Source organism: Microbacterium gorillae (genome assembly GCF_050990725.1).
Taxonomy (GTDB): Bacteria; Actinomycetota; Actinomycetes; order Actinomycetales; family Microbacteriaceae; genus Microbacterium; species Microbacterium gorillae_A.
On the sequence record NZ_CP158844.1, the window covers coordinates 4,416,124 to 4,440,939 of the forward strand.

At 68.5% G+C, this 24,816-nt stretch carries 26 protein-coding genes and 1 riboswitch; of the genes, 12 read left to right on the forward strand and 14 right to left on the reverse strand.

Annotation, left to right across the window (positions count from 1 at the left end; all coding sequences use genetic code 11):
• Positions 1-9 precede the first annotated feature (9 nt).
• The 4 genes from ABTV68_RS20320 to pnuC all read left to right on the forward strand — a co-directional run bounded on the left by ABTV68_RS20320 (position 10) and on the right by pnuC (position 3,754).
• A complete protein-coding gene (locus ABTV68_RS20320) occupies positions 10-543 on the forward strand; it encodes a low molecular weight protein-tyrosine-phosphatase (protein WP_433675474.1) in 534 nt (177 codons plus the stop codon).
• Between the two features lie 52 nt (positions 544-595).
• Complete coding sequence (gene purB, locus ABTV68_RS20325) at positions 596-1,975, forward strand: adenylosuccinate lyase (protein ID WP_433675476.1); 1,380 nt, start codon at positions 596-598, stop codon at positions 1,973-1,975.
• A complete protein-coding gene (locus ABTV68_RS20330; RefSeq protein WP_433675477.1) occupies positions 1,975-2,805 on the forward strand; it encodes a phosphotransferase in 831 nt (276 codons plus the stop codon). Before purB ends, ABTV68_RS20330 begins: the two co-directional genes overlap by 1 nt.
• A gap of 71 nt (positions 2,806-2,876) precedes the next feature.
• Positions 2,877-3,005: riboswitch (FMN riboswitch) on the forward strand.
• A 74-nt stretch (positions 3,006-3,079) separates the two neighbouring features.
• Positions 3,080-3,754, forward strand: a complete 675-nt coding sequence (gene pnuC, locus ABTV68_RS20335; RefSeq protein WP_433675478.1) for a nicotinamide riboside transporter PnuC — start codon at positions 3,080-3,082, stop codon at positions 3,752-3,754.
• A 56-nt stretch (positions 3,755-3,810) separates the two neighbouring features.
• Here the strand turns inward: pnuC and ABTV68_RS20340 are convergent, their stop codons facing one another.
• Complete coding sequence (locus tag ABTV68_RS20340) at positions 3,811-4,203, reverse strand: amino acid transporter (RefSeq protein WP_433675479.1); 393 nt, start codon at positions 4,201-4,203, stop codon at positions 3,811-3,813.
• Positions 4,196-4,843, reverse strand: a complete 648-nt coding sequence (locus tag ABTV68_RS20345) for an acyl-CoA synthetase (protein WP_433675480.1) — start codon at positions 4,841-4,843, stop codon at positions 4,196-4,198. Before ABTV68_RS20345 ends, ABTV68_RS20340 begins: the two co-directional genes overlap by 8 nt.
• A gap of 157 nt (positions 4,844-5,000) precedes the next feature.
• On the opposite strand from ABTV68_RS20345, the gene gnd reads away from it, so the two are divergent.
• Positions 5,001-6,059: a phosphogluconate dehydrogenase (NAD(+)-dependent, decarboxylating) gene (gene gnd, locus ABTV68_RS20350; protein ID WP_433675481.1), complete on the forward strand. Its 1,059-nt coding sequence runs from the start codon at positions 5,001-5,003 to the stop codon at positions 6,057-6,059.
• Between the two features lie 302 nt (positions 6,060-6,361).
• Here gnd and ABTV68_RS20355 read toward each other — a convergent pair whose 3' ends face one another.
• Both ABTV68_RS20355 and ABTV68_RS20360 read right to left on the reverse strand, forming a co-directional pair.
• Entirely contained in the window at positions 6,362-6,607 is a 246-nt protein-coding gene (locus ABTV68_RS20355; RefSeq protein ID WP_433675482.1) for a hypothetical protein, read from the reverse strand.
• A 17-nt stretch (positions 6,608-6,624) separates the two neighbouring features.
• On the reverse strand, positions 6,625-7,791 hold the full coding sequence (locus ABTV68_RS20360) for a hypothetical protein (protein WP_433675483.1): 1,167 nt from the start codon (positions 7,789-7,791) through the stop codon (positions 6,625-6,627).
• A gap of 80 nt (positions 7,792-7,871) precedes the next feature.
• Here ABTV68_RS20360 and ABTV68_RS20365 point away from each other — a divergent pair, with 80 nt between their 5' ends.
• A complete protein-coding gene (locus ABTV68_RS20365) occupies positions 7,872-8,498 on the forward strand; it encodes a TetR/AcrR family transcriptional regulator (protein ID WP_433675484.1) in 627 nt (208 codons plus the stop codon).
• Here the strand turns inward: ABTV68_RS20365 and ABTV68_RS20370 are convergent.
• The 9 genes from ABTV68_RS20370 to ABTV68_RS20410 all read right to left on the reverse strand — a co-directional run bounded on the left by ABTV68_RS20370 (position 8,486) and on the right by ABTV68_RS20410 (position 17,418).
• On the reverse strand, positions 8,486-9,322 hold the full coding sequence (locus ABTV68_RS20370; protein WP_433675485.1) for a suppressor of fused domain protein: 837 nt from the start codon (positions 9,320-9,322) through the stop codon (positions 8,486-8,488). The genes ABTV68_RS20365 and ABTV68_RS20370 overlap by 13 nt on opposite strands.
• Positions 9,319-10,134, reverse strand: coding sequence for an acyl-CoA thioesterase (locus ABTV68_RS20375; RefSeq protein WP_433675486.1), 816 nt, complete (start codon positions 10,132-10,134; stop codon positions 9,319-9,321). The genes ABTV68_RS20370 and ABTV68_RS20375 overlap by 4 nt, the downstream gene beginning before the upstream one ends.
• Positions 10,135-10,189: 55 nt before the next feature.
• Entirely contained in the window at positions 10,190-10,924 is a 735-nt protein-coding gene (locus tag ABTV68_RS20380) for a lysostaphin resistance A-like protein (protein WP_433675487.1), read from the reverse strand.
• A 110-nt stretch (positions 10,925-11,034) separates the two neighbouring features.
• Positions 11,035-11,769 carry an SDR family oxidoreductase gene (locus ABTV68_RS20385; protein WP_433675488.1) on the reverse strand — a complete coding sequence of 245 codons (735 nt, stop codon included), beginning with the start codon at positions 11,767-11,769 and terminating at the stop codon, positions 11,035-11,037.
• A 1-nt stretch (position 11,770) separates the two neighbouring features.
• Positions 11,771-12,949, reverse strand: a complete 1,179-nt coding sequence (locus ABTV68_RS20390) for a trans-sulfuration enzyme family protein (RefSeq protein ID WP_433675489.1) — start codon at positions 12,947-12,949, stop codon at positions 11,771-11,773.
• 31 nt (positions 12,950-12,980) lie between these two features.
• Complete coding sequence (locus tag ABTV68_RS20395; protein WP_433675490.1) at positions 12,981-14,240, reverse strand: MFS transporter; 1,260 nt, start codon at positions 14,238-14,240, stop codon at positions 12,981-12,983.
• The gene (locus ABTV68_RS20400) at positions 14,237-14,701 is read right to left on the reverse strand and encodes a winged helix-turn-helix transcriptional regulator (RefSeq protein ID WP_433675491.1); all 465 of its coding nucleotides are present in this window, start codon (positions 14,699-14,701) and stop codon (positions 14,237-14,239) included. The genes ABTV68_RS20395 and ABTV68_RS20400 overlap by 4 nt, the downstream gene beginning before the upstream one ends.
• 49 nt (positions 14,702-14,750) lie before the next feature.
• Positions 14,751-15,482 carry a hypothetical protein gene (locus ABTV68_RS20405; RefSeq protein WP_433675492.1) on the reverse strand — a complete coding sequence of 244 codons (732 nt, stop codon included), beginning with the start codon at positions 15,480-15,482 and terminating at the stop codon, positions 14,751-14,753.
• A gap of 187 nt (positions 15,483-15,669) precedes the next feature.
• Entirely contained in the window at positions 15,670-17,418 is a 1,749-nt protein-coding gene (locus ABTV68_RS20410; protein WP_433675493.1) for an L-aspartate oxidase, read from the reverse strand.
• Positions 17,419-17,489: 71 nt separating this feature from the next.
• Here ABTV68_RS20410 and ABTV68_RS20415 point away from each other — a divergent pair, with 71 nt between their 5' ends.
• The 4 genes from ABTV68_RS20415 (at position 17,490) to ABTV68_RS20430 (ending at position 21,999) form a co-directional block, all read left to right on the forward strand.
• The gene (locus tag ABTV68_RS20415; protein WP_433675494.1) at positions 17,490-18,410 is read left to right on the forward strand and encodes a LysR family transcriptional regulator; all 921 of its coding nucleotides are present in this window, start codon (positions 17,490-17,492) and stop codon (positions 18,408-18,410) included.
• 85 nt (positions 18,411-18,495) lie between these two features.
• The gene (locus ABTV68_RS20420; RefSeq protein ID WP_433675495.1) at positions 18,496-19,410 is read left to right on the forward strand and encodes a DUF4349 domain-containing protein; all 915 of its coding nucleotides are present in this window, start codon (positions 18,496-18,498) and stop codon (positions 19,408-19,410) included.
• A gap of 118 nt (positions 19,411-19,528) precedes the next feature.
• Positions 19,529-21,256, forward strand: coding sequence for an acyl-CoA dehydrogenase (locus ABTV68_RS20425; protein ID WP_433675496.1), 1,728 nt, complete (start codon positions 19,529-19,531; stop codon positions 21,254-21,256).
• A 41-nt stretch (positions 21,257-21,297) separates the two neighbouring features.
• Positions 21,298-21,999, forward strand: coding sequence for an SGNH/GDSL hydrolase family protein (locus ABTV68_RS20430; RefSeq protein WP_433675497.1), 702 nt, complete (start codon positions 21,298-21,300; stop codon positions 21,997-21,999).
• Positions 22,000-22,014: 15 nt separating this feature from the next.
• On the opposite strand, the gene ABTV68_RS20435 is transcribed toward ABTV68_RS20430, so the two are convergent.
• Positions 22,015-22,542: an Lrp/AsnC family transcriptional regulator gene (locus tag ABTV68_RS20435; RefSeq protein WP_433675498.1), complete on the reverse strand. Its 528-nt coding sequence runs from the start codon at positions 22,540-22,542 to the stop codon at positions 22,015-22,017.
• A 157-nt stretch (positions 22,543-22,699) separates the two neighbouring features.
• Between ABTV68_RS20435 and ABTV68_RS20440 the strand changes: the two genes are divergently transcribed.
• Both ABTV68_RS20440 and ABTV68_RS20445 read left to right on the forward strand, forming a co-directional pair.
• Positions 22,700-23,617, forward strand: coding sequence for an ABC transporter permease (locus ABTV68_RS20440; RefSeq protein ID WP_433675499.1), 918 nt, complete (start codon positions 22,700-22,702; stop codon positions 23,615-23,617).
• Positions 23,618-23,642: 25 nt separating this feature from the next.
• Positions 23,643-24,815 carry an ABC transporter permease gene (locus ABTV68_RS20445; protein ID WP_433675500.1) on the forward strand — a complete coding sequence of 391 codons (1,173 nt, stop codon included), beginning with the start codon at positions 23,643-23,645 and terminating at the stop codon, positions 24,813-24,815.
• Position 24,816 lies beyond the last annotated feature (1 nt).

Genomic DNA, 24,816 nt, shown 5'->3' on the forward strand with positions numbered 1-24,816 from the left:
AATGTGCACATGGCCGATGCATCCGCACCGTTTCGGCTCGTGTTCGTGTGCACGGGCAACATCTGCCGCTCCCCCATGGCCGATGTGGTGATGCGCTCACTCGCGCAGCGCGCCGGCCTGTCAGAGCGGATCGCCTCGACGAGCGCCGGAACGGGTGACTGGCATGTGGGTGAGCGCGCCGATCGTCGCACGCTCGATGCTCTGGAGCGACGCGGCTACGACGGCAGCGCGCACCGCGCGAAGCAGTTCACCGCCGCCGCATTTCAGGCGAACGACCTCGTGGTGGCGCTGGATCGGTCGCACGAGCGCATCCTGCAGAACTGGGCCGCAGACGAGGATCAGGCCGAGAAGATCGCCCTGCTGCTGTCGTTCGATCCCGCCGCGTCCGGGCAGGACGTCCCGGACCCGTACTACGCGGGAGACGAGATGTTCGACGAGGTGCTGGAGATGATCGAGTCCTCCGTTCGCGCCCTCTTCCACCAGCTCGAACCGGCCCTGCGAACGCCCACCGCCCAGCTGAGGCGCATCGACGGATCGGTATGATCGAGGGGTCGCATTCGCGGCGTGTCCCGCCTCTTCATCAGGAGAAACTGCCGTGGCCGCTCTTCCGATCCAGCCCCTCAGCCCGCTCGACGGGCGCTATCGTGCGGCCGTCGCTCCGCTGTCTGAATTCCTCTCCGAAGCGGGCCTGAACCGCACCCGTGTCGAGGTGGAGGTGGAGTGGATCATCGCCCTCACCGACCGCTCGATGTTCGGCACGTCACCGCTGAGCGACGAGCACAAGAGTGCTCTGCGTGCCGCCTACCTCGACTTCGACCAGGCCTCCATCGACTGGCTCGGTGAGAAGGAGGCGGTCACCCGCCACGACGTGAAGGCGGTCGAGTACTTCGTCCGTGACCGGCTGTCGCAGCTGGGCCTGGACGCGATCGCGGAGCTCACGCACTTCGGCTGCACCAGCGAAGACGTCAACTCGCTCTCCTACGCCCTGGTCGTCCAGCGCGCCACCCTGCAGGTGTGGCTGCCGGCGCTGCGAACCGTGATCGAGGCGCTGCGTACGTTCGCACACGCCAACGCCGATGCCGCGATGCTCTCGCACACGCACGGTCAGCCCGCGACGCCGTCCACCATGGGCAAGGAACTCGGTGTGTTCGCGTGGCGGCTGGAGCGCATCGCGAAGCAGATCGAGCAGAACGAGTTCCTCGGCAAGTTCTCCGGGGCCACGGGCACGTGGTCGGCGCACGTCGTGGCCTCCCCGGAGACCGAGTGGCCCACCGTGGCTCGCGAGTTCGTCGAGTCGCTGGGGCTCGGGTTCAATCTGATCACCACCCAGATCGAGTCGCACGACTGGCAGGTGGAGCTCTACGACAAGATCCGCCACGCCGGCGGCGTCCTGCACAACCTGGCCACCGACATGTGGACCTACATCTCGATGGCCTACTTCGCGCAGATCCCGGTGGCCGGTGCCACCGGATCCTCCACGATGCCGCACAAGATCAACCCGATCCGCTTCGAGAACGCCGAGGCGAACCTGGAGATCGCGGGCGCGCTGCTGAACTCGCTGTCGACCACGCTGGTCACCAGCCGCATGCAGCGTGACCTCACCGACTCGTCCACGCAGCGCAACATCGGTGTGGCGTTCGGCCACTCGCTGCTCGCGATCGACAACCTCACCCGCGGCCTCACGGAGGTCTCCCTGTCGCAGCACGTGCTCGACGCGGACCTCGACGGCAACTGGGAGATTCTCGGCGAGGCGATCCAGACCGTCGTGCGCGCCGAGGTCGTCGCGGGTCGCTCGACGATCAGCGACCCCTACGCCCTGCTCAAGGAGCTCACCCGCGGCCACAAGGTGGGTGCGGCAGAGATGCGCGCGTTCGTGGAGGGTCTGGAGATCGGCGACGAAGCCAAGCAGCGCCTGCTGGCGCTCACGCCGGGCACCTACATCGGTGTCGCGGCGGAACTCGCCCGCGGGATCTGATGCCCCTGACACCTTCGCAGGAGTCGCTGGTCCACACGTGGATCGGCGATGCCTCGCTGGTGGCGGACATGTCGTGGAACCTCGACACGGTCGTGCTGCACGTCCGAACCGCGACGGGCGATCGGATCGTGAAGGCGGCGGGTCCGAAGGCGCATCATCACCTGCTGCGGGAGATCGCCGCGCACGAGGAAGCGGCCCAGCCGCTCATCGAGGCGGAGCGGACGGGTCGGATGCTCCACGCGGACGCCGACGCCGGAGTGATCCTGCTGGAGTACCAGGACGGGATCCTCGTGGAGGGCTCACCCGCCGAGTACGCGGCGGACACGTACCGGCAGGCGGGCGAGCTGCTGCGCCTGCTCCACGGTCAGGCATCTCGCGTCGATGACGACCTCGAAGCCCGGGAGAACGCGAAGGCGCTCGCGTGGCTCGATCGTCCGCACCGCGTGTCATCGACCGTCGCCGACGAAGCGCGACGGATCCTGAACGCGGCACCGGCACGGCCCGCGCGCGTCGTCCCCACCCACGGCGATTGGCAACCCCGCAACTGGCTCATCGACCGCGGAACCGTGCGGGTGATCGACTTCGGCCGCTTCGCCTGGCGTCCGCCGCAGACCGACCTCGCTCGCATGGACGCGCGACAGTGGCTGATCGCTCCTGGACTGGAGGCCGCCTTCCTCGACGGCTACGGCGATGACCCGCGCGACGACACCTGGAACCTCGAGAAGCTGCGTCAGGCGATCGCCACTGCGGTGTGGGCGCACCAGGTCGGCGACGAAGCCTTCGAGGCGCAGGGACACCGCATGCTGACCGCGGCGCTCACCGCCTTTTGAGGGCCCAGATTGCCGCGGAATACGCGGTGGCGACCCCGGGTTGCAAGTGGTGCCACAATGGCAACGACACACACGTGCTCCGGGGTCGGTGAAATTCCGAACCGGCGGTCAAAGTCCGCGACCCGATGTCTCTCGAGGCGTCGGTTGACCTGGTGGGATTCCAGGACCGACAGTCACAGTCTGGATGGGAGAAGCACGGATGTGACGTGACGGACGCGCACCCGCGCACCGCGCGTCCATCTCCCCCGGAGCCGCCGCAACGGAAGGGAGAACAATGGACATCCTGCGGTGGCTCATCGACGCGTTCAACGCGCATATCGACTTCGGCAACGGACAGACCCTCGTGGTTCGCGAGGTGGTGGGCAACATCTTCGGCCTTGCCTCGGCTCTGGGCGGCATGAGGCGCAAGGTCTGGGCCTGGCCGGTGGGCATCATCGGCAACGCGCTGCTGCTCACGGTCTTCCTCGGATCGATCCTGGATCCGGCCTCCACGCTGCCGCATCTGCTGGGCCAGGCGGGACGTCAGGTGATGTTCATCGCCGTCTCGATCTACGGATGGGTGCGCTGGCGTCAGACGAAGGGACAGACGGGCGAAGCGGTGGAGCCGCGCTGGGCGAGCTGGCCCACGCGCATCGGACTGGCCGTGGTGATGGTGGCAGGAACCGCCGCGCTCACCCCGCTGTTCCGCGAACTCGGCTCCTACGACCCGGTGTGGGCGGACGCCTGGACGTTCGTCGGATCACTCCTGGCCACCTACGGCATGGCGCGCGGATGGACGGAGTTCTGGCTGATCTGGGTGGCGGTGGACATCGTCGGCGTCCCGCTGCTGTTCTCCGCCGGGTACTACGCCTCCGGCCTCATGTACCTGTTCTACGGCTTCTTCACGCTGGTCGGCTTCTTCGTCTGGTGGCGGCGGAGCCGACAGACCGCGAGCACGATTCAGGTCTGACACGCACGAGCGCCCTGGCAGATCCGCCAGGGCGCTCGTGTCTGTTCGGGGCGGAATCAGCCGTGATACTTGTCGTCGGGTCGCGGCTCGGCATTATCGGTGCCGGCAGCGGTAGCCTCGCCGGGCTTCGAGTCGAACAGCACCGGACGGTCGATGATACGCGTGACCTCGGAGGGCTTCACGGCGAGCAGCAGCAGCGAGATGCTGAGCAGCACGACGATGAACGCGATGCCCGCGGCGATCAGACCGCCGATGGCGGCGTGGGACACGATCTCCTGGTGCACCTCTGCGCGCCGGGCATCCGACCAGCCAGGCTTGGTGGGGTTCTGCAGCAATCCCATGGACACGGCGGTCACCACTCCGGCGAAGATCGCGCAGATGGCCGCGAGACCCAGCATCTGCGCGGGGCGCATGAGGTCTTTGCGGGTGGTGGGCTGTTGGTCAGTCATTGTCTGCCTTCCCGGTCACGACGACCGCGGCGGGCTCATCCGAGGGGAGGGGCCGCGCGGGAGAGAATCCGAGGATCGCCTGGTGCACGGCGACGATCGCCGCATAGCCGCCGAAGACGCCCACGAGGATGGTGACGCCGGTCAGCGTGAACTCCTGGTCCGCGTCCTTGATGTAGTACGGCAGCTCGAAGCCGACGTTGATGAACAACGCGGAGACGCCCAGCACCAGCGTGATCACGCCGACGGTGATCTCGTCGCGCGCATTGCTGCGTCGTTCCGGCACGCGCCGATCGCGCAGGCCCCAGATCAACTCGATGATCCCCGAGATCAGCGCCCACGAGATGATGAGCACGCTGAGCAGAACCGGGCCGCGGAACACCGTGCCGGCGGCGATGCCGGCGATGACGCCGACCACGGCGAGCAGGATCGCGGGGATGCGCCGTCCGGTGGGGTAGACCAGCCAGGCCGCCAGCCCCCAGACGAGACCCGTGGCGACGGCGAAGCCACTGAAGACGGAGAGGCCGACGGCTGCGGAGTGATCACCGGTGAAGGTGATCATCACGGCAGCGAGCGCAGCGATGGCGGCGCGCGCGAGAGCGACATGACGTTCGGTGAACGTCGGGGTGCTTGCGGAGGACATAGGCCTTCTCGATCAGGGCGAAACGGAAGCCCCGCCAGTCTAGCTTCCGAACATCTGAACAAGGGTTGGGAGGCGGGGCGCCCAGAACAGCGCGCGCAGCGCAGAACGGGAGTTAGATGGATGACGCGGGGGTGGATCGCTCGCGGAAAGAGGAGAAATGCAGATCGGAATGGTCGGCCTCGGCCGGATGGGCGCGAACATCGTGCGCCGCCTCATGCGCGACGGCCACGAGTGCGTGGTCTACGACGTCAACCCGGAATCCGTCGACGCCCTCGCGGCAGAGGGTGCGACCGGCGCGAAGACGCCGGAGGAGTTCGTCGCTGCCCTGCAGACCCCGCGCGTCGCGTGGTTCATGATCCCGGCCGGCATCACCGGCGCGGTGGTCGACCAGTTCGCCGGGCTGATGGAATCCGGCGACATCATCATCGATGGCGGCAACTCCAACTACAAGGACGACGTGCGCCGTGCCGCGAAGTACGCACCGCGCGGTCTCAACTACATCGACATCGGCACGTCGGGCGGTGTGTTCGGGCTCGAGCGCGGCTACTGCTTGATGGTAGGCGGCCCCGACGAGGCCGTTGCGCACATCGACCCGATCCTGCGCACGATCGCCCCGGGTTCCGGCGAGGTGGAGCGCACGCCGGGCCGTTCCGGTGATCTGTCGCCCGAGGAGATGGGCTACCTGCACTGCGGTCAGACCGGATCGGGTCACTTCGTGAAGATGGTGCACAACGGCATCGAGTACGGCATCATGGCGGCGTTCGCGGAGGGCCTGAACATCCTCCAGCACGCCGACGCCGGTAAGGACGAGGCGGAGCACTCGGCCGAAGTCGCTCCGCTCGAGGAGCCGCAGTTCTACCAGTTCGACATTCCGGTGCCGAAGGTCGCCGAGCTCTGGCGCCGTGGATCGGTGATCTCCTCCTGGCTGCTGGATCTGACCGCGGCCGCCCTGCAGCAGAACCCGCAGCTGGACGGCCTCGCCGGCCGCGTCTCCGACTCGGGCGAGGGCCGATGGACTGTCAAGGCGGCCGTCGATGTGGGCGTTCCCGCCCCCGTCCTCTCCTCGGCGCTGTTCGAGCGCTTCGCCTCGCGCGACGAGGATCACTTCGCGAACCAGATCCTCTCCGCCATGCGCCAGCAGTTCGGAGGTCATCAGGAGCTGCCCGCAGGCGACGTCCTGGAGGCCGGCGGGCGCAAGTCTGACGCCCAGTCCTGAGTCATTTGTGAAGAGGCGCACGACACGTCGTGCGCCTCTTCCCTTTTTTCAGAGCCGGGCGTACATTGGAGCAACTTCACCGGCGAAGGGAGTGCTTATGGCACCGGATGATATGAAGACGGGCGACGCCTGAGGGCGAACCCGCACCCGAGAACACACGGCTGAACACTCGAAGAACCGACGCGAGAGATCGCGAATCGGGGCGAACCGACGACTCGCACACTCTAGGGCCGTCCGCTCCAGCGGAAACGAGGATCAGCCTCAGATACAGAAGGGGCACCGGGATTCCCGGTGCCCCTTCCTCACGTCTCCGCGTCGGCCTGCCGGTGCTCGGTATAGGCGCGGACGAGATCATCGACGACTGACTGCGGCAGCTGACCCTGACTCAGAGCGACGAGATGCTGGATGGGGATCCCGCGCACAGGTGCGAGGAAGGTCTCATCGCGTCCGATATGGCGCAGGAGGTCGTGCACCAGGTAGCCGCCGATCGGATCGCCCAGCCAGTCGGCGACGGTCGACTCCGCACTGAGGATCATCTCGTCTGCCACGACACCGAGCCTACGGCTCACGCCACGGCGACGGCCGGAGCGGCGGCAAGAGCCCGGCGGTGCTCACGGAAGATCGCCACCACGGTGGCGAGCAGTCCCCCGACGAACCAGAGCGACAGCACGGTCCAGGGTGCCGACACATCGGCATCAGGGAAGTACGACAGGTCACGCAGCAGCGTGGCGGCCGCTCCCGGGGGGAACGTCTGACCGATCGCGCCCCATGGTCGCAGCAGGAACTCGACGGGCATCGTGGCCGCAGACAGCGGGTTGGCGAACAGCATCATGACCACCGCACCGACAGGGATTCCCGGCGTTCCCAGCAACCCGTACAACCCGGTGACGGTGGCGGAGATCGCCCCGACAGCGAGGCTGAGCGCAAGCGCGTTCAGGGCGTAGGACCCCTGGAGCGCTCCGAACCAGCCCTGGAGCACGCCGGCCAGCACGAGCCCCGCAGCGGCGGAATACACCACCACGGCGAACAAGCGGCGGGCGGCGCCCTTGATGAGGATCGAGAGCAGCACGCCGCCGAGCAGGCCGCCCAGCACGAGCGGGAAGGCCGCCACGGCGAGCCCGGTGCCTCGTTCGTCGGTGTCGGCGAGCGGGACCACATCGGTCACCGTCACCGTGACGGTCGGAATCGTGAAGGGCGTGGCCGCGCCTGCGGCGGGAAGCTGCGGCGCCTGACCGGCCTGAACCGCCGCCAGCGCCTGCTGCAGCTGGGTGGCCGCCTGCTGTTGCGCAGCGGCGACGCCCGCCTCCACCTGGGTTCGGATCTGTGCGTCGACGCCGGCCTGGATCTGCGTCGCGACCCCCTGCAACAGCTGCGCCACGGCCGTGTTGGCGGCAGACGCGATGAGGACCTCGGGAGCGGTGGTCGCGTCGGCGCTCAGCACGATGGCGCCATAGGCCTCGCGTCGCTCGATGGCCGCGACCGCGGCCGCGCGATCGTCGTACTCGGTGAGCTTCACGGCACCGTCGGCCTGGTCTGTTACCTGGTCCTCGATCGCGGTGAGCTGCTCCCCGGACCCGACGATGCCGACCGGAATGTCCTTCGGGGACGCCGTGACGGAGGGCCACGCGAAAGCGAGCAGAATCACCCCGATCACGACGGACAGCGCGACACCGATGCCGGCGGCGCGCAGCAGCGGGGTGTGGAAACGCGGATCGTGCGCTGTGGCGTTCATGCTTGCCTCTCAAAACAAAAACGAATGTTCGTTCTGTACAGTGCTCCTCAGCGATAGGGTTGTCAACACGGGAGGTGCCGATGCCGAAAGTCAGTGACGAGCACCGCGCAGCACGGCGCGGCGCGATCATCGATGCCGCCATGCGGGTGTTCCTGCGCAACGGCTACTCGCGCACCTCGATGGCCGACATCATCACCGAATCCGGACTGTCGGCGGGCGCCATCTACGGCTACTTCGACGGCAAGCAGGCGCTGGTCCACGCCGTCGCGGAGCGGGTGCTGGGAGCACGCATCGCCGAGGTGCAGGCGCTATCGGGATCGGATGCCCCCCACCCGTCCGCCATCATGCGCGCCGTGCTCGAAGGCGTTCGCAACGAGCCGTTCAGCGGTGTGGTCGTGCAGCTCTGGGCGGAGGCGGCGGCCGACGATCATCTCCGTGCCGGACTCACCCGCGTCTTCTCCGAGCTGCGGGCCACGCTCGTCGCCGTGGTCACCGCGTGGGGCGAGGCGCACCCGGAGGTGATCCCCTCGGGCGTCGAGGACTGGTCGCGACGCGTGGGCATGGTGATCGCCGGGCTCGGCCCCGGCTTCCTGCTGTTCCGCTCCCTGCTGGAGGACTTCGACGAGGAGGCGTACCTGTCAGGCATCGCCCTGGCTCTCGGGATCGAGCCCGTCGCCCTCGCCGACGAGGCACCTCAGTCGTCGTAGACGAAGTCTCCGGAGGCGTCGCTGAACCGCGCCGTCTGACCCACTTCCGCGATCCGCACGAAGCGCTCGACCCACGGGAAGCGCGACACGTACGTCGACAGGGCCCAGATCTCGAAGTTCGCCGCGTCGTCCATGTACTCCGGGGACTCCAGGCCGGTCACCGATCGGAACTCCCGCGGCGCGGCCGTGAGCCAGCGCGGCGGATACTGCTCGTGCAGTCGCGAGACGATCACCGGAGCGTCCGGTCGATAGCCCGGCGCCTCCTCCGGCGACACCACTCCGGCGCGCGTGACGTCGAGCAGATCGTCGATGGAACCTGCGCGCGTGGCGAGTCCATCCCACCCGGCGTGAGCCGCGAAACGCGCCTCGTCGTCGGTGAGGAGGCGCAGCGTGCGCACGTGTCCCACCGTGCGCCGCCCCTCGCGGACGTCGTCGAATCGCGTTCCCCACCGCGAGCCCGTCGCCAGGATGGCCGAGATGCGGGTTCCGTTGAGAAACGGCACGTCATTACGCCACGGGACTTCCAGCGGCGGGACGCGACGGTTCTGCGCGATGTCGTCGCAGACGATCGAGAACGCGACGAAGGCGGCACCCTGCTGGTCCGGCAGCACCTCGATCGCGAGCTCGACCCGCTCCCCTGTGTCGGTCTGCAGGCGAGAGACGCCAGAGGTCATGAGCGTGATCGGCCCGTTCTTCGGCCGCTTCTCCACCACCTGGATGGCGCCGCCGATCCGCTCGTCGAACGGCAGCGGGGGTGTTCCGAGAGCGTCGAAGACATGGCGAGGGAACGCGTCGTTGCCGGACTGGAGCGGCAGATCCGTCATGCGTCGGCCCTCGGCTCGGAGAAGTAGACGAGCTGGTAGGTGGTGGCCAGCAGCGCGCCCCCCTCGCTCCAGATCTCGCCGCGCTGTTCGAACAGTCCGCGTCCGTACCGCGACGCTCCGGCCCGCAACAGCAGGTTCGGGCCGGCCGCGGCAAGTTCGTCTGCGGACGCGTGCAGATACGTCGTGAGAGTGATGGTGCTGGCGCGCACCGCGGGACCGCGACGACGGAAGACGCGGGGATAGAACGCGTCGCTCGCGGCGATGAGCGCCGGCGCGTCCCAGGATCTCTCCTCGGCGTGACGGAGCCAGAACATGGCGTTGGCATCGTCGGCGAGCGGCGCTGGCGGTATCGGGATCTCGCCGGCCACGAAGCGCATGCGGTAGTTCTGCAGCCACTTGAGCGGGAACGGAATGCGAGTCTCGGCGTAGGCGTCGGGTGCGTCCACATCGGGCATGACAGCCTCGGTGTCCGCCCACGTGTCGCGATCGACACCGGTCACGGCGGTGGCTGTCACGACGACATCGGCACCCTGACGCGCAGTGATGGTCCAGTGCTGGCTCGTGCGATTCGTGCGCACCGGCTCGGCGGCGATGCTCCACTCACCCGGTGCGAGCGGAGCGGCGAAGTTCACCGTGATGGCGACGACCTCTCCCTGCACGTCGGGGTGGGTGAGAACGGCGGAAGCAACCGTGGCCGCGGTGATCCCGCCGAACGGGCCCACCATGTTCTCCCACTGCGGATGGGTTCGCGCGGTCGCGGCTCCCGCATCGGTTCGGGTGACGGCGATCGCTTCATCGAGAACATGCACCATGTCCCCGACCCTATGCCGCGGAGCTCGCGCCGAGCCAGTCGTCGACGGTGATGGATCAGACGAGCACCGTGAGCGCGTTGAAGGCGGCGTGTGCCGCGACCCCCGCCCACAGCGTTCGCGTGAGCACGGACACGAGACCGAAGACCAGACCCGAGATGGTGGCCGTGACCGCGTTGGCCAACGACCACTCCAGGTGCGCGAGGCCGAACACCCCGCTGATCACGATGAGCGCCACGGCGATCACTGCCACGCGGATCCGTCGACGCGATGTGGTGGCGATCACGATGGCCGCGATCGCCATCACCGGAGCGCGGTAGAGCAGCTCTTCGGGAAGCGGCGCGTGGATCGCGAGATAGGTGGCCTGTGACCACAGCGGCGCGTCCGTCAACGCATCGGTACGGGCATCCGGGCCGTTCAGGGTTGCGGCCAGCGCGGGAATGCGGATGACCGCGAGCGCGATCATCAGCGTCGCGGCTCCACTGACCGCACCCACGCCGAGGGCCACGAGCAGCCGCCGCCCGCTGAGAAACGCCAGACCCAGCACCGGTCCCAGCAGCCGACGCCACAGCACACGCGAACGACCCCACATCCGACGCAGGAGCCGGGGACCCGGAGACACCACTCGTGCCGCGGCGATCGCCGCACCGCTGGTCACGGACGCCAGGCTCATCACCAGCGGGACGAGCAGCCGTGCGGTGTCGGCGACGGAGCGCACGCCAGGAAGCGACGTCGCCATGGCTTCGCACACCGCTGCCGCCACCATCACGAGCGCCGCGGCGAAGAACAGCATGACGACAGCGTCCGTCACCCGGCCCCAGAGCACGGCCAGCCGCCGCGGGATCAGGGACGCACGACGGCACCCTGCGCTGTTGTCACCTCGGAATCCTCACGGAACGAATGTCAGCTCGCGCGGAGCCAGTCGTCGAAGGTCGGCCCGAGCAGGTCGGCATCCGCACCCGGCAGGATCCGACCGTCGCGGATCGCGGCACCCCACGCTCCGGGGAGCGGCACTTCGACGATCCGTCGCCGCTCGCCGTGATGGGTCGCCCATCGTCGGGACAGGTTCGCCATGCGCTCCTCGCGCGGACCGGCGATCTCGCGGGCGATGCCCTGCGGACCGGTTTCGAGCAGGTCCACGATCCGCTCGGCGACGACCGACGCAGCGAGCGGCTGCGAGCGCATCTTGGGAACGAGGGAGACGCCGCCGATGCGAGCGGCATCCAACACCTGACCCGCGAACTCGTGGAACTGTGTCGCCCGGAGAATCGTCCAGGGGACCGGGCCGCCCCGCACGATCCGCTCCTGGGCGGCCTTGCCCGCGTAGTAGCCGAACGGCGCTTCGGGGACGCCCACAACCGACAGCGCGAGGTGATGCTTCACGTCCGCGACAGCCTCGGCGTCCAGCAGCGTCCGCGTCACGGTTCGGAAGAAGCGGATCGCGGCGTCGGCCGCCGTTGCCGAGACGGAGGAGACGTCGACCACCGCGTCCGCACCACGGAGGTCCAGCCGCGCGCCCGTCAGGAGATCCACACCCTCGGCACGCGACAGGGAGAGCGCCTCGTGCCCGCGGCGGCGGGCTTCGGCCACGATGAGCCGACCCACCGTGCCGGTGCCGCCAGCGACCGCGACGCGCACGTCAGTCGCCCGCTGCCGCGTCGAGGGCACTCTCGAGATCGGCGATGAGGTCGCGGACATCCTCGAGCCCGATCGACAGGCGCAGCACATTGGCGGCCGGGCGCGCTTCGGGCGGAACCGGCCGATGCGTGAGCGCCGCCGGATGCTGGATCAGAGAGTCGACCCCGCCCAGCGAAACCGCGTGCGTGAACAGCGCCACGTGCTCTGTGACCCGCGCCGCGGCCGCATATCCGCCGACCAGCTCCACGGCGATCATGGCGCCGGGTCCGCGCTGCTGGCGGGCGAGGATGCCCTGCGGGTCGCCGTCCAGCCCGGGATAGTGGACGCGAGCGACGGCGGGATGGTCCTTCAGACGCTGCGCGATGATCTCGGCGGAAGCCTGCTGCGCGCGGATGCGCAACGGCAGCGTCGGAAGTCCCCGGTGGAGCAGATAGGCGGCGAGCGGGTGCAGCAGTGCACCCGTGATCGCACGCACCTGACGCAGCTTGACGGCCGTCGCCTCATCGGTCGCGATGACCCCGCCGATCACGTCGCCGTGTCCGCCGAGGTACTTCGTGGCGCTGTGCAGCGAGAGGGCGGCGCCGTGATCCAGCGGATTCTGCAACACGGGGGTGGCGAAGGTGTTGTCGACGAGCACGGGCACATCACCGGCTGCCTCGACCACCGCGGCGATGTCGACCAGCTCGAGCGTGGGGTTGGCAGGCGATTCGATCACGACGAGCGCGGTGTCCTCACGCACGGAGGCGGCCACATCCTCGGCGGTGCAGAAGGTGACCTCCGTCGCGAGCAGCGAAGTCCCGAGCAGGTGATCGGTGCCGCCGTAGACCGGGCGCACAGCCACCACGTGCCGACCACCGCCGGCCGTGAGCGCCAGGATCGCCGCCGTCATCGCGGCCATCCCCGACCCGAAGGCCACTGCCGCCTCGGCGTGCTCGAGCTTCGCCAAGGCCTCCTCGAACCGAGCGACCGTCGGATTCCACAGTCGCTGGTAGACCATGCCGCCGGCGGGGTCGGGATGACCTCCGGTGGCCAGAGCCTCATAGGAGTCGCCGCCGTGCTCGATGTCCGGCAGCGGGTTGGTGCTGGACAGGTCGATCGGCAGAGCGTGTACGCCGAGGGCCGCGAGATCGTCGCGCCCGGCGTGCACCGCCAGGGTGTCGAGGTGGAGTTCGTGGGTCATACCCCGATCCTGCCCGATCGCCGCCCGCACGTCAGGAGGTCGGCTCGGACACCGGAGCGCGTCGGCGGGCGATGGTGCCGCTGATCAGCGCGGCGACCAGGCACAGCACGGCGGCGGTGATCCAGGCGACGGTGTACTGCCCCGTCTGGTCGCGGACGATGCCGGCCAGCGTGGCCGCGAACGCCGCCCCCACCTGATGCGCCGCGAAGACCCAACCGAACACCAAGGGTCCGCGTTCACCGAACAGCTCGCGACACAGGGCGATCGTCGGCGGAACGGTGGCCACCCAGTCGAGCCCGTAGATCACGATGAAGATCACCAGGCTCGGCTGCACCGTTGCCGAGAGCAGCGTGGGCAGCAGGAACAGGCCGACACCCCGGAGCGCGTAGTAGGCGACCAGAAGGATCCGCGGGTTGACCCGATCCGTGAGCCACCCAGACAGCACGGTCCCGGCGATGTCGAAGATGCCCACCACGGCAAGCAGCCCCGCGGCGGTGGTCTGCGGCATGCCGTGGTCGTGAGCGCTCGGGATGAAGTGTGTGCCGACGAGCCCGTTGGTCGTGGCGCCGCAGATCGCAAAGCCGATCGCCAGTGCCCAGAACGCGCGGCTGCGGCTGGCTTCGCGCAGCGCGCCGAGTGCAAGACGGACGGCATTCCCGCGTGGGGCGGACGGAGCGGCGGGGCCCTCGGCACCGTATGCCCACACCCCGATATCGGATGGGCGATCCCGCAGCAGCAGCACGACCACCGGGACCACGAGGAGAGCGCCACCGGCGATGATGAGCGACGCGATCCGCCAGCCGAGATCTTCGGCGGTTGTGGCGATCACGGGCAGGAAGATCAGCTGGCCGGCGGCGCCACCGGCGGTGAGAATGCCGGAGACCAGTCCACGGCGCTTCACGAACCAGGTGTCGGTGACGGTCGCCGCGAACACCAGGGCCATCGAGCCGGTGCCGAGCCCGATCAGCAGACCCCAGGTCAGCAGCAGCTGCCACGGAGCGTCGGCGAACACGGTGAGCGCGGACCCGGCCGCAATGACCAGGAGTGCCGCGGTGGTCACCCGGCGGAGCCCGAAGCGCTGCATCAGCCCGGCGGCGAACGGCGCGGTGAGGCCGTAGAGCACGAGGTTCACGGTGACGGCGAGGCTCATCTCCGTCATGGACCAGCCGAACTCCTCGTGCAGCGGCACCATCAGCACGCCGGGCGCGGCACGGAATCCAGCTGCGCCGATCAGTGCCACCAGCGCGGCACCGGCGACGAACCAGGCGGGGTGGATGCGCCGAGGGCTCATCGCGTGCTCCCCACGGCGACGCGGAACGGCGCACCCATGCTCGGACGCATCCACGTAGTCGACTCCGCGTCGAGCGGAGCGACGCAGGCGGGACACCAGTCCGCCGAGACAGCCTCCACCCCGCACCGAGTGCAGCTGATCCGCAGCCCGCCATCGTTCGGTGGTTCGACCGCTCGGGTGAACCCCGCGTAGGCGTGCAGGATCGGAAGGGTTCGCTCCCCCGTCGCCGTCAGCCAGTACCCGCCGCTGTCGTGACGTTCGACGAGACCGGCCTCGGTCATCGTCCGCAGCCGACGAGACAGCACGCTGTCGGCCGCGCCGGTCGCGTCCCGAAGCTCATCGAATCGATGGCGTCCGCTGAACAGCTCCCGCAGGGTGACCAGCACCCACGGATCGGCGAGCACATCGGCGGCGCGGGCGATGACGCACCCGGCGTCGGACCAGTCGGAGCGAAGAGGCATGGGGCTACTTTCTTGAAGAAAGCAGCCCCATGTCAAGCTCTTCGATGCGTCAGATCTGGATCTGCCCCGCCACCTGGGTCAGCTTGTGACGGGCGAGCGCGAGATTGGCCCGCGAGCGATCGAGAACGAGATAGACGAACAGACCCTCGTTTCCGGCACTGTGGAGCACGTTGATCAGGTGGTACTGCTGATCCAGCGTGATGAGGATGTCATCGATCGTGGCGGTCAGACCCAGATCGCGCATGGTCTGCAGTTTCGCGCGCACCACGTTGGAGTTGCCGGCGGCGGCGATACCGAGATCGAAGCCGGGGTGACCCCCCTCCGCGAGCGCCATCCCCGATCCGGAATCGACGATCGCTGCGCCCGTCGCTCCGTCGATCGACAGGAGGTCCTGTACTGACTGCTCCAGATTTGCCATTCTTGCTCTCTCTTCTTCGGTGCCGAGACGGCCGGACGACCTTCGCCCATGGTTCTCCGGCAGTGCCGGATCGGACTCGAGAGGGACGGGATCGGCATCCTGATCGGACTCGGCCCGGGTGTGCGACATGCCATCGGAGAACACCGGAACACCGATGCCCGATTCGACGGCGACGTGCGCCGCCGCGCGCCGAGCCGGCTCGGCAGGCCCACTCAGTGCCGCGGGGAGCGCGGAAGACGCGACGGGCGACGCGAACAGGGCCTCGATCATGCTGAGCGAGTCGTCTTCGGTGGCCATTCCCGCGACAGTGCCACCACTCGCCTGTTCGTCGTCGTCGCGCCGACGCCGGTTGAATAGCGCCATCAGGCTCCCCTTCACCCACCACACGCACCCATCGTTCGATTGCGAATCGCGACGAGTTCCCCAAATGCCGATCGAGTATCCCCGACTCGATCGAGCCGACTCTAACCCCCGCGCGGCACCGGCGTTCTGGGCCTGTGGATAGGTGGAGAACAGGGAGCCCACCCGAAGGCAGGCCCCCTGTCCGATCTCACTCGACGAGCTTGCCCGCGACGTCCGAGGAGGTCTGTGCCAGAGCCAGCTCGCGGAAGGAGTCCGGCGCCTCCGGCAGCGCCTCGAACACCACACCGCCGTCGGGAGTCCAGACCATGTTCCCCTGCAGTGCGGGATCGGTGTCGGGGAAGTCGGCGCGGTTATGGCAGCCGCGCGTCTCGCGCCGCTCGATGGCGCACTCGAGCGTGGCGCGTGCGGCCAGGAGCGAGCCCAGCAGATCGTACGCGTGGGCGAGGTCGTCGTACCCCGCGATGTCGGGGTGGGCGGAGACATGGGATGCACGCTCCTCCACCTCGGCCAGACGCCGCAGACCCTCACGGAGGCCCTCCTCGGTGCGCACCACGCCGGCGTGCTCGGTCATGATGTCGCGGATCGCCCGCTGCAGCACCCGCGCGCTCTCGCCACCGGCGGGATCCAGCAGCCGCGCCATCTCCTCGCGGGCCTCGGCCACGGCCTCGGCCGAACGGTGGATCCGCGTGCGCGAGCGCGCGTACTCCGCCGCGGCCTCGCCGGTGATGCGTCCGTAGACCATGAGCTCGATGAGCGAGTTCCCGCCCAGTCGGTTCGCGCCGTGCAGCCCGCTGGACGCCTCGCCGATGGCGTAGAGGCCATCCACGCCGGTGCCGTGATCGGCGGCATCCACCCAGACGCCACCCATCGAGTAGTGTGCCGTGGGCGCCACCTCCATCGGCTGCTGCGTGATGTCGAGCATCTGCAGGTCGATCATCGTGCGATACAGCCGCGGCAGCTTGGTCATGATCGTCTCGCGGGGCAGGTGCGAGACATCGAGCCAGACGCCGCCGTTCGCCGTTCCGCGCCCCTCTGCGATCTCGGTGTAGTTGGCCAGCGCCACCCGGTCGCGCGTGGAGAGCTCCATCCGCTCCGCGTCGTAGCGAGCCATGAATCGCTCGCCCTGCGCGTTGGTGAGGATGCCGCCCTCGCCGCGCGCCGCCTCCGAGACCAGGGTGCCGGCCATCTCCACCGGCTCGAGGATGCCGGACGGGTGGAACTGCACGAGCTCCGCATCGCGGATGCGGGCACCGGCGAGCGCGGCGAGCCGGAACGAGTCGCCGGTGTTCTCGTCGCGACGCGAGGACGTGTAGCGCCAGATCCGGTTGTGTCCGCCCGCGGCGATGATCACAGCGTCGGCGTGGATGATCACCGGAGTGCCGTCGACCACGTCGAACCCGTATGCGCCGAAGACCTGCCCGTCGGCGACGAGGAGCCGCGTCACATAGACGCTGTCGATGATGGGGACGTCCAGTTCCGCAGCCCGACGCAGCAGCGTCCGCTGGATCTCCAGGCCGGTGTAGTCGCCGGCATAGGCCGTGCGTCGGTACGTGTGCGCACCGAAGAAGCGCTGGCTGATCCGGCCGCCCTCCTCGCGAGCGAAGGGCATACCCCACCGCTCCAGGTCTTCGATACCGCGCGGCGCATTGCGGGTGACAACCTCGACGATGCCCGGATCCGCAAGGAAGTAGGACTCCCGGAGGGTGTCGGCGGCGTGCTGCTGCCAGCTGTCTTCGGGATCCATCGTGGCCAGCGCGGCGTTGATGCCGCCGGCGGCGAGCGTGGTGTGCGCGTCGTGTTTGCGACGCTTGCCGACGGCCAGCACGTCGATGCCGCGCTCGGCCAGCTCGATCGCAGCGCGGAGCCCCGCACCGCCGGTTCCGATGACGAGGACGGAGGTGGTCAGTTGCCGCTCGGCGCGAAGAGTTGTGCTCATGCCATCGACGCTAGGAGCGTGCGGAGAATTACTCCAATGCATAGTTCTTCTGATTCCCATACGCTTTGCGTATGCAGCTCGCTCACCTCGTCGCCTTCGAAGCGGTAGCGCGCAACAGGCACTTCACCCACGCCGCCGATGAGCTCTTCCTCTCCCAGCCCTCGCTGTCCCGGCAGATCGCGGCGCTGGAAGCGGAACTGGGCGTGAATCTGTTCACGCGTGGCCGCACCGGAGCAACGCTCACCACCGAGGGAGAAGCCCTCCTGCCGATCGCACGACGCATGCTCGCCGATGCGGAGGCAGCACGTCAGGAGATGGACGAGTTCGCACAGTTGCGGCGCGGTCGGGTGCGACTGGGGGCGCCGCCGACCCTGTGCGTGTCGATCGTGGCGGATGCGCTCGCACTTTTTCGGCGTGCGCACCCGGGAGTGGACGTGATCATCCGCGAGGCCGGATCGCGCGAGCTGGTCGAGGAGCTGGCCGGCGGCGCCCTGGATCTGGCGCTGACGGTGACGCGACCGAGCGTGCCTGACGATCCCTCAGTCGTCTCGGAACCGTTGTTCACCGAGGAGCTGGTGCTGGCGTCCCCGGCCGCACGCGAGCCCGGCGGGTCGACGCCAATCACGCTGGCGGAGCTGGCAGCGATGCCTCTGGTGATGTTCCACCGCGGCTACGACCTGCGCCTCGCGACGGACGCCGCGTTCGCCTCCGCCGGTCTCGTGCCCACGATCGCCGTCGAGGGTGCCGAGATGGACGCGGTGCTGCGTTTCGTCGAACGAGAGGTGGGCGTGGCGGTGGTGCCACAGACAGTGCTGTCTGGCCGTCCGGCGCTCCGCGGCGATCGCCTGGCCGCCGACCTCCGCCGCACCGTGAACCTCTCTCGCCGAGTGGGGGTTCCGCTCGCCGCGGCCCCTGCCGCCATGGAACGTTTCCTGCGTGCGGCGGCCCCGCCGGATTCGGATCTCACCGGCCGTTATCCCACCGTCACCTGAGCGTGGCCGAGCTGTGATCGGACGGCAATCCGATCGTGATCGCAGGCCATAGCCCCGGGGGTGGGCGGCGATCTAGCGTGACGGCATGACGATCACGCAACGACGCCGATCGCTTGCCGCAGCACTTCTCACGGCCGCGATCCTGCTTACCGGGTGCTCTGCATCGAGCTCGGATTCGGCCGGTTCAGCGGCCCAGCCGGCCGGCGTACAGCCCGCCGACGCCCAGCCGGCGGCAGCCGACGCCCCTGCTGACGCCGCCGAGATCATCACCGGCACGATCTGGATCACGGCGGCCGATCCCATCGACGCGTCGCGCGCTGCGACGGAAGCCGTTCTCGCCACCGGCGGGCGCATCGAAGATCGCGACGAGTACGCGTCGCCAGACCTCGCCGAAGCGCATGCCACCCTCACCGCCCGCATTCCGGTGGCGAAGATCGACGACGTGCGCGAGACGCTCGCGACCATCGGGACCGTCACGCAGACGCAGCTGGCATCGGAGGACGTGGGCACCGCGCAGCGCGACCTCGAGGCGCGGGCAAGTTCCCTGCGCACGTCCGTGGAGCGCTACGAAACGTGGCTCGCCGCTGCCACCACGCCGAAGGATCTGGCCGAGCTCGAGGAGTCGTTGAGCGACCGGCAGACCAAATTGGAGAGCATCGAATCCGAGCTGCGAGCCATGGCCGACAAAGTCGCCATGAGCACGATCACCCTGATCATCGGCGGAAATGGCGGACCCGACTCGTCGAAGCCGGAGACGGTCGGCGACGCCCTCGCGGTCGGGTGGAACGGGTTCGTCGGGTTCTGGTCGGACACTCTGCTGAACCTGAGCGTCGCGCTCCCCTGGCTGGTGCTGCTGGCGCTTGCCGGTGCGGCGACCTTCGTCATCATGCGGCGGCGGCAGGCACGCGCCCGCGCAGCGGAGGCGGCACGACCCCCGGCGCGCGTCGCCCCGGCCTTCGTCCCCGCCGAGACGCCACTCCCCCCGGAGTCCCGCCGGTAACAGGCGGCCGCGCTTCAGGACCCACACCGCCTCCGGCGGCTCTCGCCAGCCATTGTCATGAGACGGCGTGTCACGTACACTGAACCTCAGTCTCACCTATCGCCCTGAGGAGCATGTCGTGGCCGACGCATCCGAGTACCGCGCACCCATCGAGGACTACGCATTCCTGCTGACCGAACTGTTCGGCGAGGACATCGTCCACCGCGCCACGGACGGCGCGCTCTCCGCCGAGGACGGCGTCGAGGTGCTCACCGGTGCCGGCGACTTCGCAAGCGCGGTGCTCGCCCCGCTGGAGACAGTGGGCGATCGAGAGGGCGCGCGGTTCGAGAACGGTCAGGTGCACCTGCCCGAGGGGTTCGCCGCCGCGTACCGCCAGTTCGTCGAGGCAGGCTGGGTCAGCGCGGAAGCGCCGGAATCCGCGGGTGGTGACGGACTGCCCGGCGCGATCCGCGCCGGTCTCGGCGAGATCTGGAACGGCTCCAACGCCGCGTTCGCGCTGTGCTGGCTGCTCACCGCGGGACAGATCCACGCCCTCGACGCGCACGCATCGGATGAGCTGCGCGAGATGTACCTCACCCGCCTCGTCTCCGGTGAGTGGACCGGGACGATGAACCTCACCGAGCCCGAGGCCGGTACGGATCTCGGCGCCATCCGCACCCTGGCGACGCCCCGCGGTGACGGCAGCTGGGGCATCTCCGGGCAGAAAATCTTCATCACCTGGGGCGACCACGATGTCGCTGACAACATCGTGCATCTCGTGCTCGCACGCACGCCCGATGCTACCGCCGGTGCCAAGGGGCTGTCGCTGTTCGTGGCGCCCAAGTTCCTGCCGAACCCCGACGGATCGCTCGGCGCCCGCAACGCCGTCACCACCGTTTCGATCGAGCACAAGCTCGGCATCCACGGCTCCCCCACCTGCGTGCTGTCGTACGAGGACGCCACTGGATACCTCGTCGGCGAGGTCGGCGGAGGCCTGGCCGGCATGTTCATCATGATGAACTCCGCACGCGCCGGCATGGGATTCCAGGCCACGGGCATCGCCGATCGCGCGCAGCAGCTCTCTCGCGCGTATGCCGCCATGCGCGTGCAGGGGCCGGTGCTGGATCGCCCCGCGGGCGCGACCATCGCCGAACACCCTGACGTTCGTCGCCTGCTGCTGTCCACGTCCAGCGAGATCTTCGCGATGCGCGCGCTCGGCGTCTACTCCGCCGATCTGCTGGATCGCAGCGAGCATGACGCGTCGCTGCGCGCGATGGCGGAGTTCTTCGTCCCGATCCTCAAGGGTTGGACCACGGAGGAGGCGCTGCGTCTCACCAGCGATGCCATCCAGGTGTTCGGCGGCATGGGCTACATCGAGGAGACCGGCGCCGCCCAGCACTATCGCGACGCGCGCATCACCCCCATCTACGAGGGCACCACGGCGATCCAGTCGAACGACCTGGTCGGTCGCAAGACGATCCGCGACGGCGGTGCCACCGCCGCCGCGCTGCTCGCGTCGATCGAGGGCACGATCGCCGAGCTCGGTGCACTGCCCGACCCGGTCGCCACGCGCACCGCGCGACGACTGGAGCGCGCCGTGGAGGCAGCACGCCAGGCGACGACGGATCTCCTCGGCTTCGCGACCTCGCCTCGTGACGCCGCGGCTGTCAGCGTTCCGTACCTGATGCTGCTGGGCACGCTTGCCGGCGGCTGGATGCACGCGCTCGCCGTCATCGCGGTGTCGCGTCACGAGTCGCCCGCGGCCGGGGACGCCGATCGCCTCACTGCCGCAGACTTCTACGGCGCCCACCACCTCCCCCGTGTCGCGGCGTACGCCGAGGCCGTCGCTGCGGGCGAGATCGGCTGACGCCGCACACTCCTCGCCGCCGAGGCGGAAGACTGGTGTGCATGTGGAACACCGACTCCCGACGCCTGCGTTCGCTGCTGTCCGCCACGGATCCGATCACGTGGGTGCTCACCGGCGACTCCATCACGCACGGCCTCGTCCACACGCAGGGTGCCCGCAACTACGTCGACCACCTGCATGAGCTGGTGCGCGGAGATCTCGGGCGCTCCCGCGACGCGATGATCAACACGGCGATCAGCGGCTGGCGCACGGCTCAACTGCTCGCGGACTTCGACCACCGCGTCGCGGGATGGCGGCCGCAGATCGTGACGCTGATGATCGGCACCAACGACTGCTCCTCGTCGGGCAAGGTGCCGCTGATCTCCGCGGACGAGTACGCCGCCTCGTTGGAGGACTTCGTCACGCGCGTCCGACGTCTGGACGCGATCCCCGTGCTGCTCACCCCGCCCCCGGTGGATGAGCTGCACGCGCCGGAGCGCACTCGTGTGCCCGAGTTTGCCCAAGCGATGCGTGCCGTGGCGCGCACGCATCGGGTGATCCTGGTCGATGTCTTCGCTCGCTTCCAGGAGCGAGGCCGGGACCGGATCGACGGCGTTCCCTGGCAGCTGCTCGCCGATCCGTTCCACCCCAACGCCACCGGCCAGGCGCTCATCGCGCTCGAGCTGGCAACCGCGCTGGGACTCGCCCGCCGAGACTCCGCGACCCTCGCGCGCCTGCGCGGCCTCGTCGGCGATCAGCGCTGACCTCGGTCGCAGCGCTCAGCGCGACCGCGAGCGCACGAAACGGGTCTTCCCCGCCGCCTGTCCGTCGAGCACCTCGGCGGGAGCACGCCCCTTGCCGACTGGCAGGGCCGCGAGCGCCCGCTCCTCGTCCATCAGGAAGACCGTCTCCGTCGACTTGATCGAGGGCCACTGCGCGAGCTGCACCGAGACGAGCAGGTGAATGTCCGTCACGTCGGTGGCACGAACGAGAAGCATCGCGTCGTGCTCACCGGTGATCACGGCGAAGTGCTCCAGCTCCTGGATCTCTCCGAGCGAGGCCCGAAACTCCGCCCAGCGGCTCTGCTCGATCGTGACGAACACAAGGGCTGAGACGCCCAAGCCGACGGCACGCGGGTCCACTTCGGCGGTGAATCGCGTGATCACACCCGACTCCACCAATCGCTCGAAACGCTGGTAGGCGTTCGATCGCGAGATGCCCAGCTCGGCCGCGAGCGCGTTGACCGACATCCGCCCGTCTTTCCGAAGCAGGTCGATCATGGCGCGATGCGTCTCATCGAGCTTCATTCTGTCCTCCCAGACAACATCGAAACGGGCAAAATCTGGACGAATTGTCGGATTTAGCGGGCGATGCAGAAACGTTACGTCGATTCTATGGACTCGGTTGGTACGAAACGGTGGGATTGCAGAATAATCTCAGGTACCAGACGACGGGGAGGTGGCCGTGGCTAAGTACGTGCTGAAGCGGATCGCCTTCATGCTCGTCGCACTGTGGATCATCGCGACGCTGACCTTCTTCATGATGCACGCGATCCCGGGCGGTCCGTTCACGTCCGATCGCAACCTGCCGCCCGCGGTGGAGGCGGCGCTGCAGGCGAAGTATCACCTGAACGACCCGATCATGGTGCAGTACGGCAACTACATGCTCGGTCTGCTGCGGCTGGACCTCGGCCCCTCGTTCAAGTACGAGGGCATGCAGGTGAACGAGCTCATCGGCTCCGGCTTCCCGATCTCGGCGCAACTCGGCGTCCTCACCGTTGCTTTCGCGCTGCTCATCGCCCTCCCCCTCGGCATCATCGCCGCGGTGCGCAACGGCCGCTGGCAGGATTTCATCACGATGGTGCTCGCCACCATCGGTGTCGCCCTCCCGTCATTCGTGATCGCGACACTGCTGATGTACGTGTTCTCGCTGAAGCTCGGTGTGCTCCCCGCGTTCGGACTGGACAGCCCGGCGGCATACATCATGCCGATCATCGCCGGCAGCGGTTTCGCGCTGGCGTTCATCACCCGGCTCGTACGGGCGAGCCTCCTGGAGGAGCTCGGGCGGGACTACATCCGCACGGCGAAGGCGAAGGGCCTGCGTCCCAGCGCCATCGTGCTGCGTCACGCCCTGCGCAACGCGATGATCCCGGTGCTGGCCGTGCTCGGACCGATCCTCGCAGGGCTGATCACGGGCTCGTTCGTGATCGAGAAGATCTTCGCCATCCCAGGCCTCGGCCAGCACTACGTGAACTCAATTTCGAACCGCGACTACACCGCCATCATGGGCGTCACCGTGTTCTACGCCGCGATCCTCATCGCGATGATGTTCCTGGTCGACATCCTCTACAGCCTCATCGATCCGCGGATTCGGCTGAAATGAGCGAGCGCAGGATGGAGTTCGTCTCATGACTTCGACGACCACAGCCCCCCTCGACCCCTGGGCGCCGGCCACACGAGCACCGCAGGATGCGGAACAGCTGCGCCGACCCAGCGAGTCCTTCGCGCGCCGGGCGATCACCGGCTTCCTGCGTCGCCCGTCCGCCGTGACGGGCGTGGTGGTCGTCGTCATCATGGCGCTGTTCGCGCTGATCGGTCCGGCGCTGTCGCCCTACTCGTACGACGAGCAGAACCTCGACCACGTCAGCCTTCCGCCCGTGATGCAGGCCACGGAGGTGGACGGGCGGTTCTTCGTCGCGACGCAGAACCTGACGCTGGTGGAGCTCGACGGCGGCGGTCACCTCGTGGGCACCTTCGGCGGCGGCGAGGACGACCCCGTCGCCAAGCGGATGACGTTCGACGTGGGCGGCGGTGAGGAGCTCACGATCAACTACCGCGTGAAGCCGCCGACCCTGATGCAGGACGGCAAGACCGTCACGAACTCCACCACCATGTGGAACACCGATCATGTGCTCGGCACCGATGGTCTCGGTCGGGACATGCTCACCCGGCTCATGTTCGGCCTGCGCATCTCCCTGCTGATCGCCCTCATCGCGATGGCGGTGAACCTCGTGATCGGGGTGATCTACGGCGGGATCTCGGGCTACATCGGCGGAAACGTGGATGCCGTGATGATGCGCATCGTCGACATCGTCAGCACTATCCCGCTCATCCTCTACGTCGTCCTCATCCAGGTGCTGATGGCCGGCTCCAGCGGGTTCCTGAGCATCGTGATCGCGCTGTCGACCGTGTACTGGGTCGATATGGCCCGCGTGGTGCGGGGACAGGTGCTCACCATCCGCCAGCGCGAGTTCGTCGCCGCCGCGAAGACCATGGGAACGAGCGACGCGCGCATCCTCGGCCAGCACATCATTCCGCACGTGACCGGCTCCATCGTGGTGACGGCGACCATGCTCATCCCCTCCGCCATCTTCATCGAGGCGTTCATGAGCTTCATCGGCCTCGGCGTCGCGCCGCCCATGGCGAGCCTGGGCACGATGTCGAACGACGCCCTCGCGACGCTGCGCTCGGCGCCGTTCCAGTTGTTCATCCCGGCTGGCGCGATCTGCATCCTGATGTTCGCCTTCAACTTCATCGGCGACGGTCTTCGCGACGCCCTCGACCCCCGGCAGAACAGGTGAA

Bases quoted from the DNA above. Each gene is read 5' to 3' on its own strand.
- ABTV68_RS20320 (WP_433675474.1), top strand. From the start codon at position 10: ATGGCCGATGCATCCGCACCGTTTCGGCTCGTGTTCGTGTGCACGGGC.
- ABTV68_RS20330 (WP_433675477.1), top strand. From the start codon at position 1,975: ATGCCCCTGACACCTTCGCAGGAGTCGCTGGTCCACACGTGGATCGGC.
- pnuC (WP_433675478.1), top strand. From the start codon at position 3,080: ATGGACATCCTGCGGTGGCTCATCGACGCGTTCAACGCGCATATCGAC.
- ABTV68_RS20340 (WP_433675479.1), bottom strand. From the start codon at position 4,203: ATGACTGACCAACAGCCCACCACCCGCAAAGACCTCATGCGCCCCGCG.
- ABTV68_RS20345 (WP_433675480.1), bottom strand. From the start codon at position 4,843: ATGTCCTCCGCAAGCACCCCGACGTTCACCGAACGTCATGTCGCTCTC.
- gnd (WP_433675481.1), top strand. From the start codon at position 5,001: ATGCAGATCGGAATGGTCGGCCTCGGCCGGATGGGCGCGAACATCGTG.
- ABTV68_RS20360 (WP_433675483.1), bottom strand. From the start codon at position 7,791: ATGAACGCCACAGCGCACGATCCGCGTTTCCACACCCCGCTGCTGCGC.
- ABTV68_RS20365 (WP_433675484.1), top strand. From the start codon at position 7,872: ATGCCGAAAGTCAGTGACGAGCACCGCGCAGCACGGCGCGGCGCGATC.
- ABTV68_RS20370 (WP_433675485.1), bottom strand. From the start codon at position 9,322: ATGACGGATCTGCCGCTCCAGTCCGGCAACGACGCGTTCCCTCGCCAT.
- ABTV68_RS20375 (WP_433675486.1), bottom strand. From the start codon at position 10,134: ATGGTGCATGTTCTCGATGAAGCGATCGCCGTCACCCGAACCGATGCG.
- ABTV68_RS20380 (WP_433675487.1), bottom strand. From the start codon at position 10,924: ATGCTGTTCTTCGCCGCGGCGCTCGTGATGGTGGCGGCAGCGGTGTGC.
- ABTV68_RS20390 (WP_433675489.1), bottom strand. From the start codon at position 12,949: ATGACCCACGAACTCCACCTCGACACCCTGGCGGTGCACGCCGGGCGC.
- ABTV68_RS20395 (WP_433675490.1), bottom strand. From the start codon at position 14,240: ATGAGCCCTCGGCGCATCCACCCCGCCTGGTTCGTCGCCGGTGCCGCG.
- ABTV68_RS20400 (WP_433675491.1), bottom strand. From the start codon at position 14,701: ATGCCTCTTCGCTCCGACTGGTCCGACGCCGGGTGCGTCATCGCCCGC.
- ABTV68_RS20405 (WP_433675492.1), bottom strand. From the start codon at position 15,482: ATGGCGCTATTCAACCGGCGTCGGCGCGACGACGACGAACAGGCGAGT.
- ABTV68_RS20410 (WP_433675493.1), bottom strand. From the start codon at position 17,418: ATGAGCACAACTCTTCGCGCCGAGCGGCAACTGACCACCTCCGTCCTC.
- ABTV68_RS20415 (WP_433675494.1), top strand. From the start codon at position 17,490: ATGCAGCTCGCTCACCTCGTCGCCTTCGAAGCGGTAGCGCGCAACAGG.
- ABTV68_RS20420 (WP_433675495.1), top strand. From the start codon at position 18,496: ATGACGATCACGCAACGACGCCGATCGCTTGCCGCAGCACTTCTCACG.
- ABTV68_RS20430 (WP_433675497.1), top strand. From the start codon at position 21,298: ATGTGGAACACCGACTCCCGACGCCTGCGTTCGCTGCTGTCCGCCACG.
- ABTV68_RS20435 (WP_433675498.1), bottom strand. From the start codon at position 22,542: ATGAAGCTCGATGAGACGCATCGCGCCATGATCGACCTGCTTCGGAAA.
- ABTV68_RS20445 (WP_433675500.1), top strand. From the start codon at position 23,643: ATGACTTCGACGACCACAGCCCCCCTCGACCCCTGGGCGCCGGCCACA.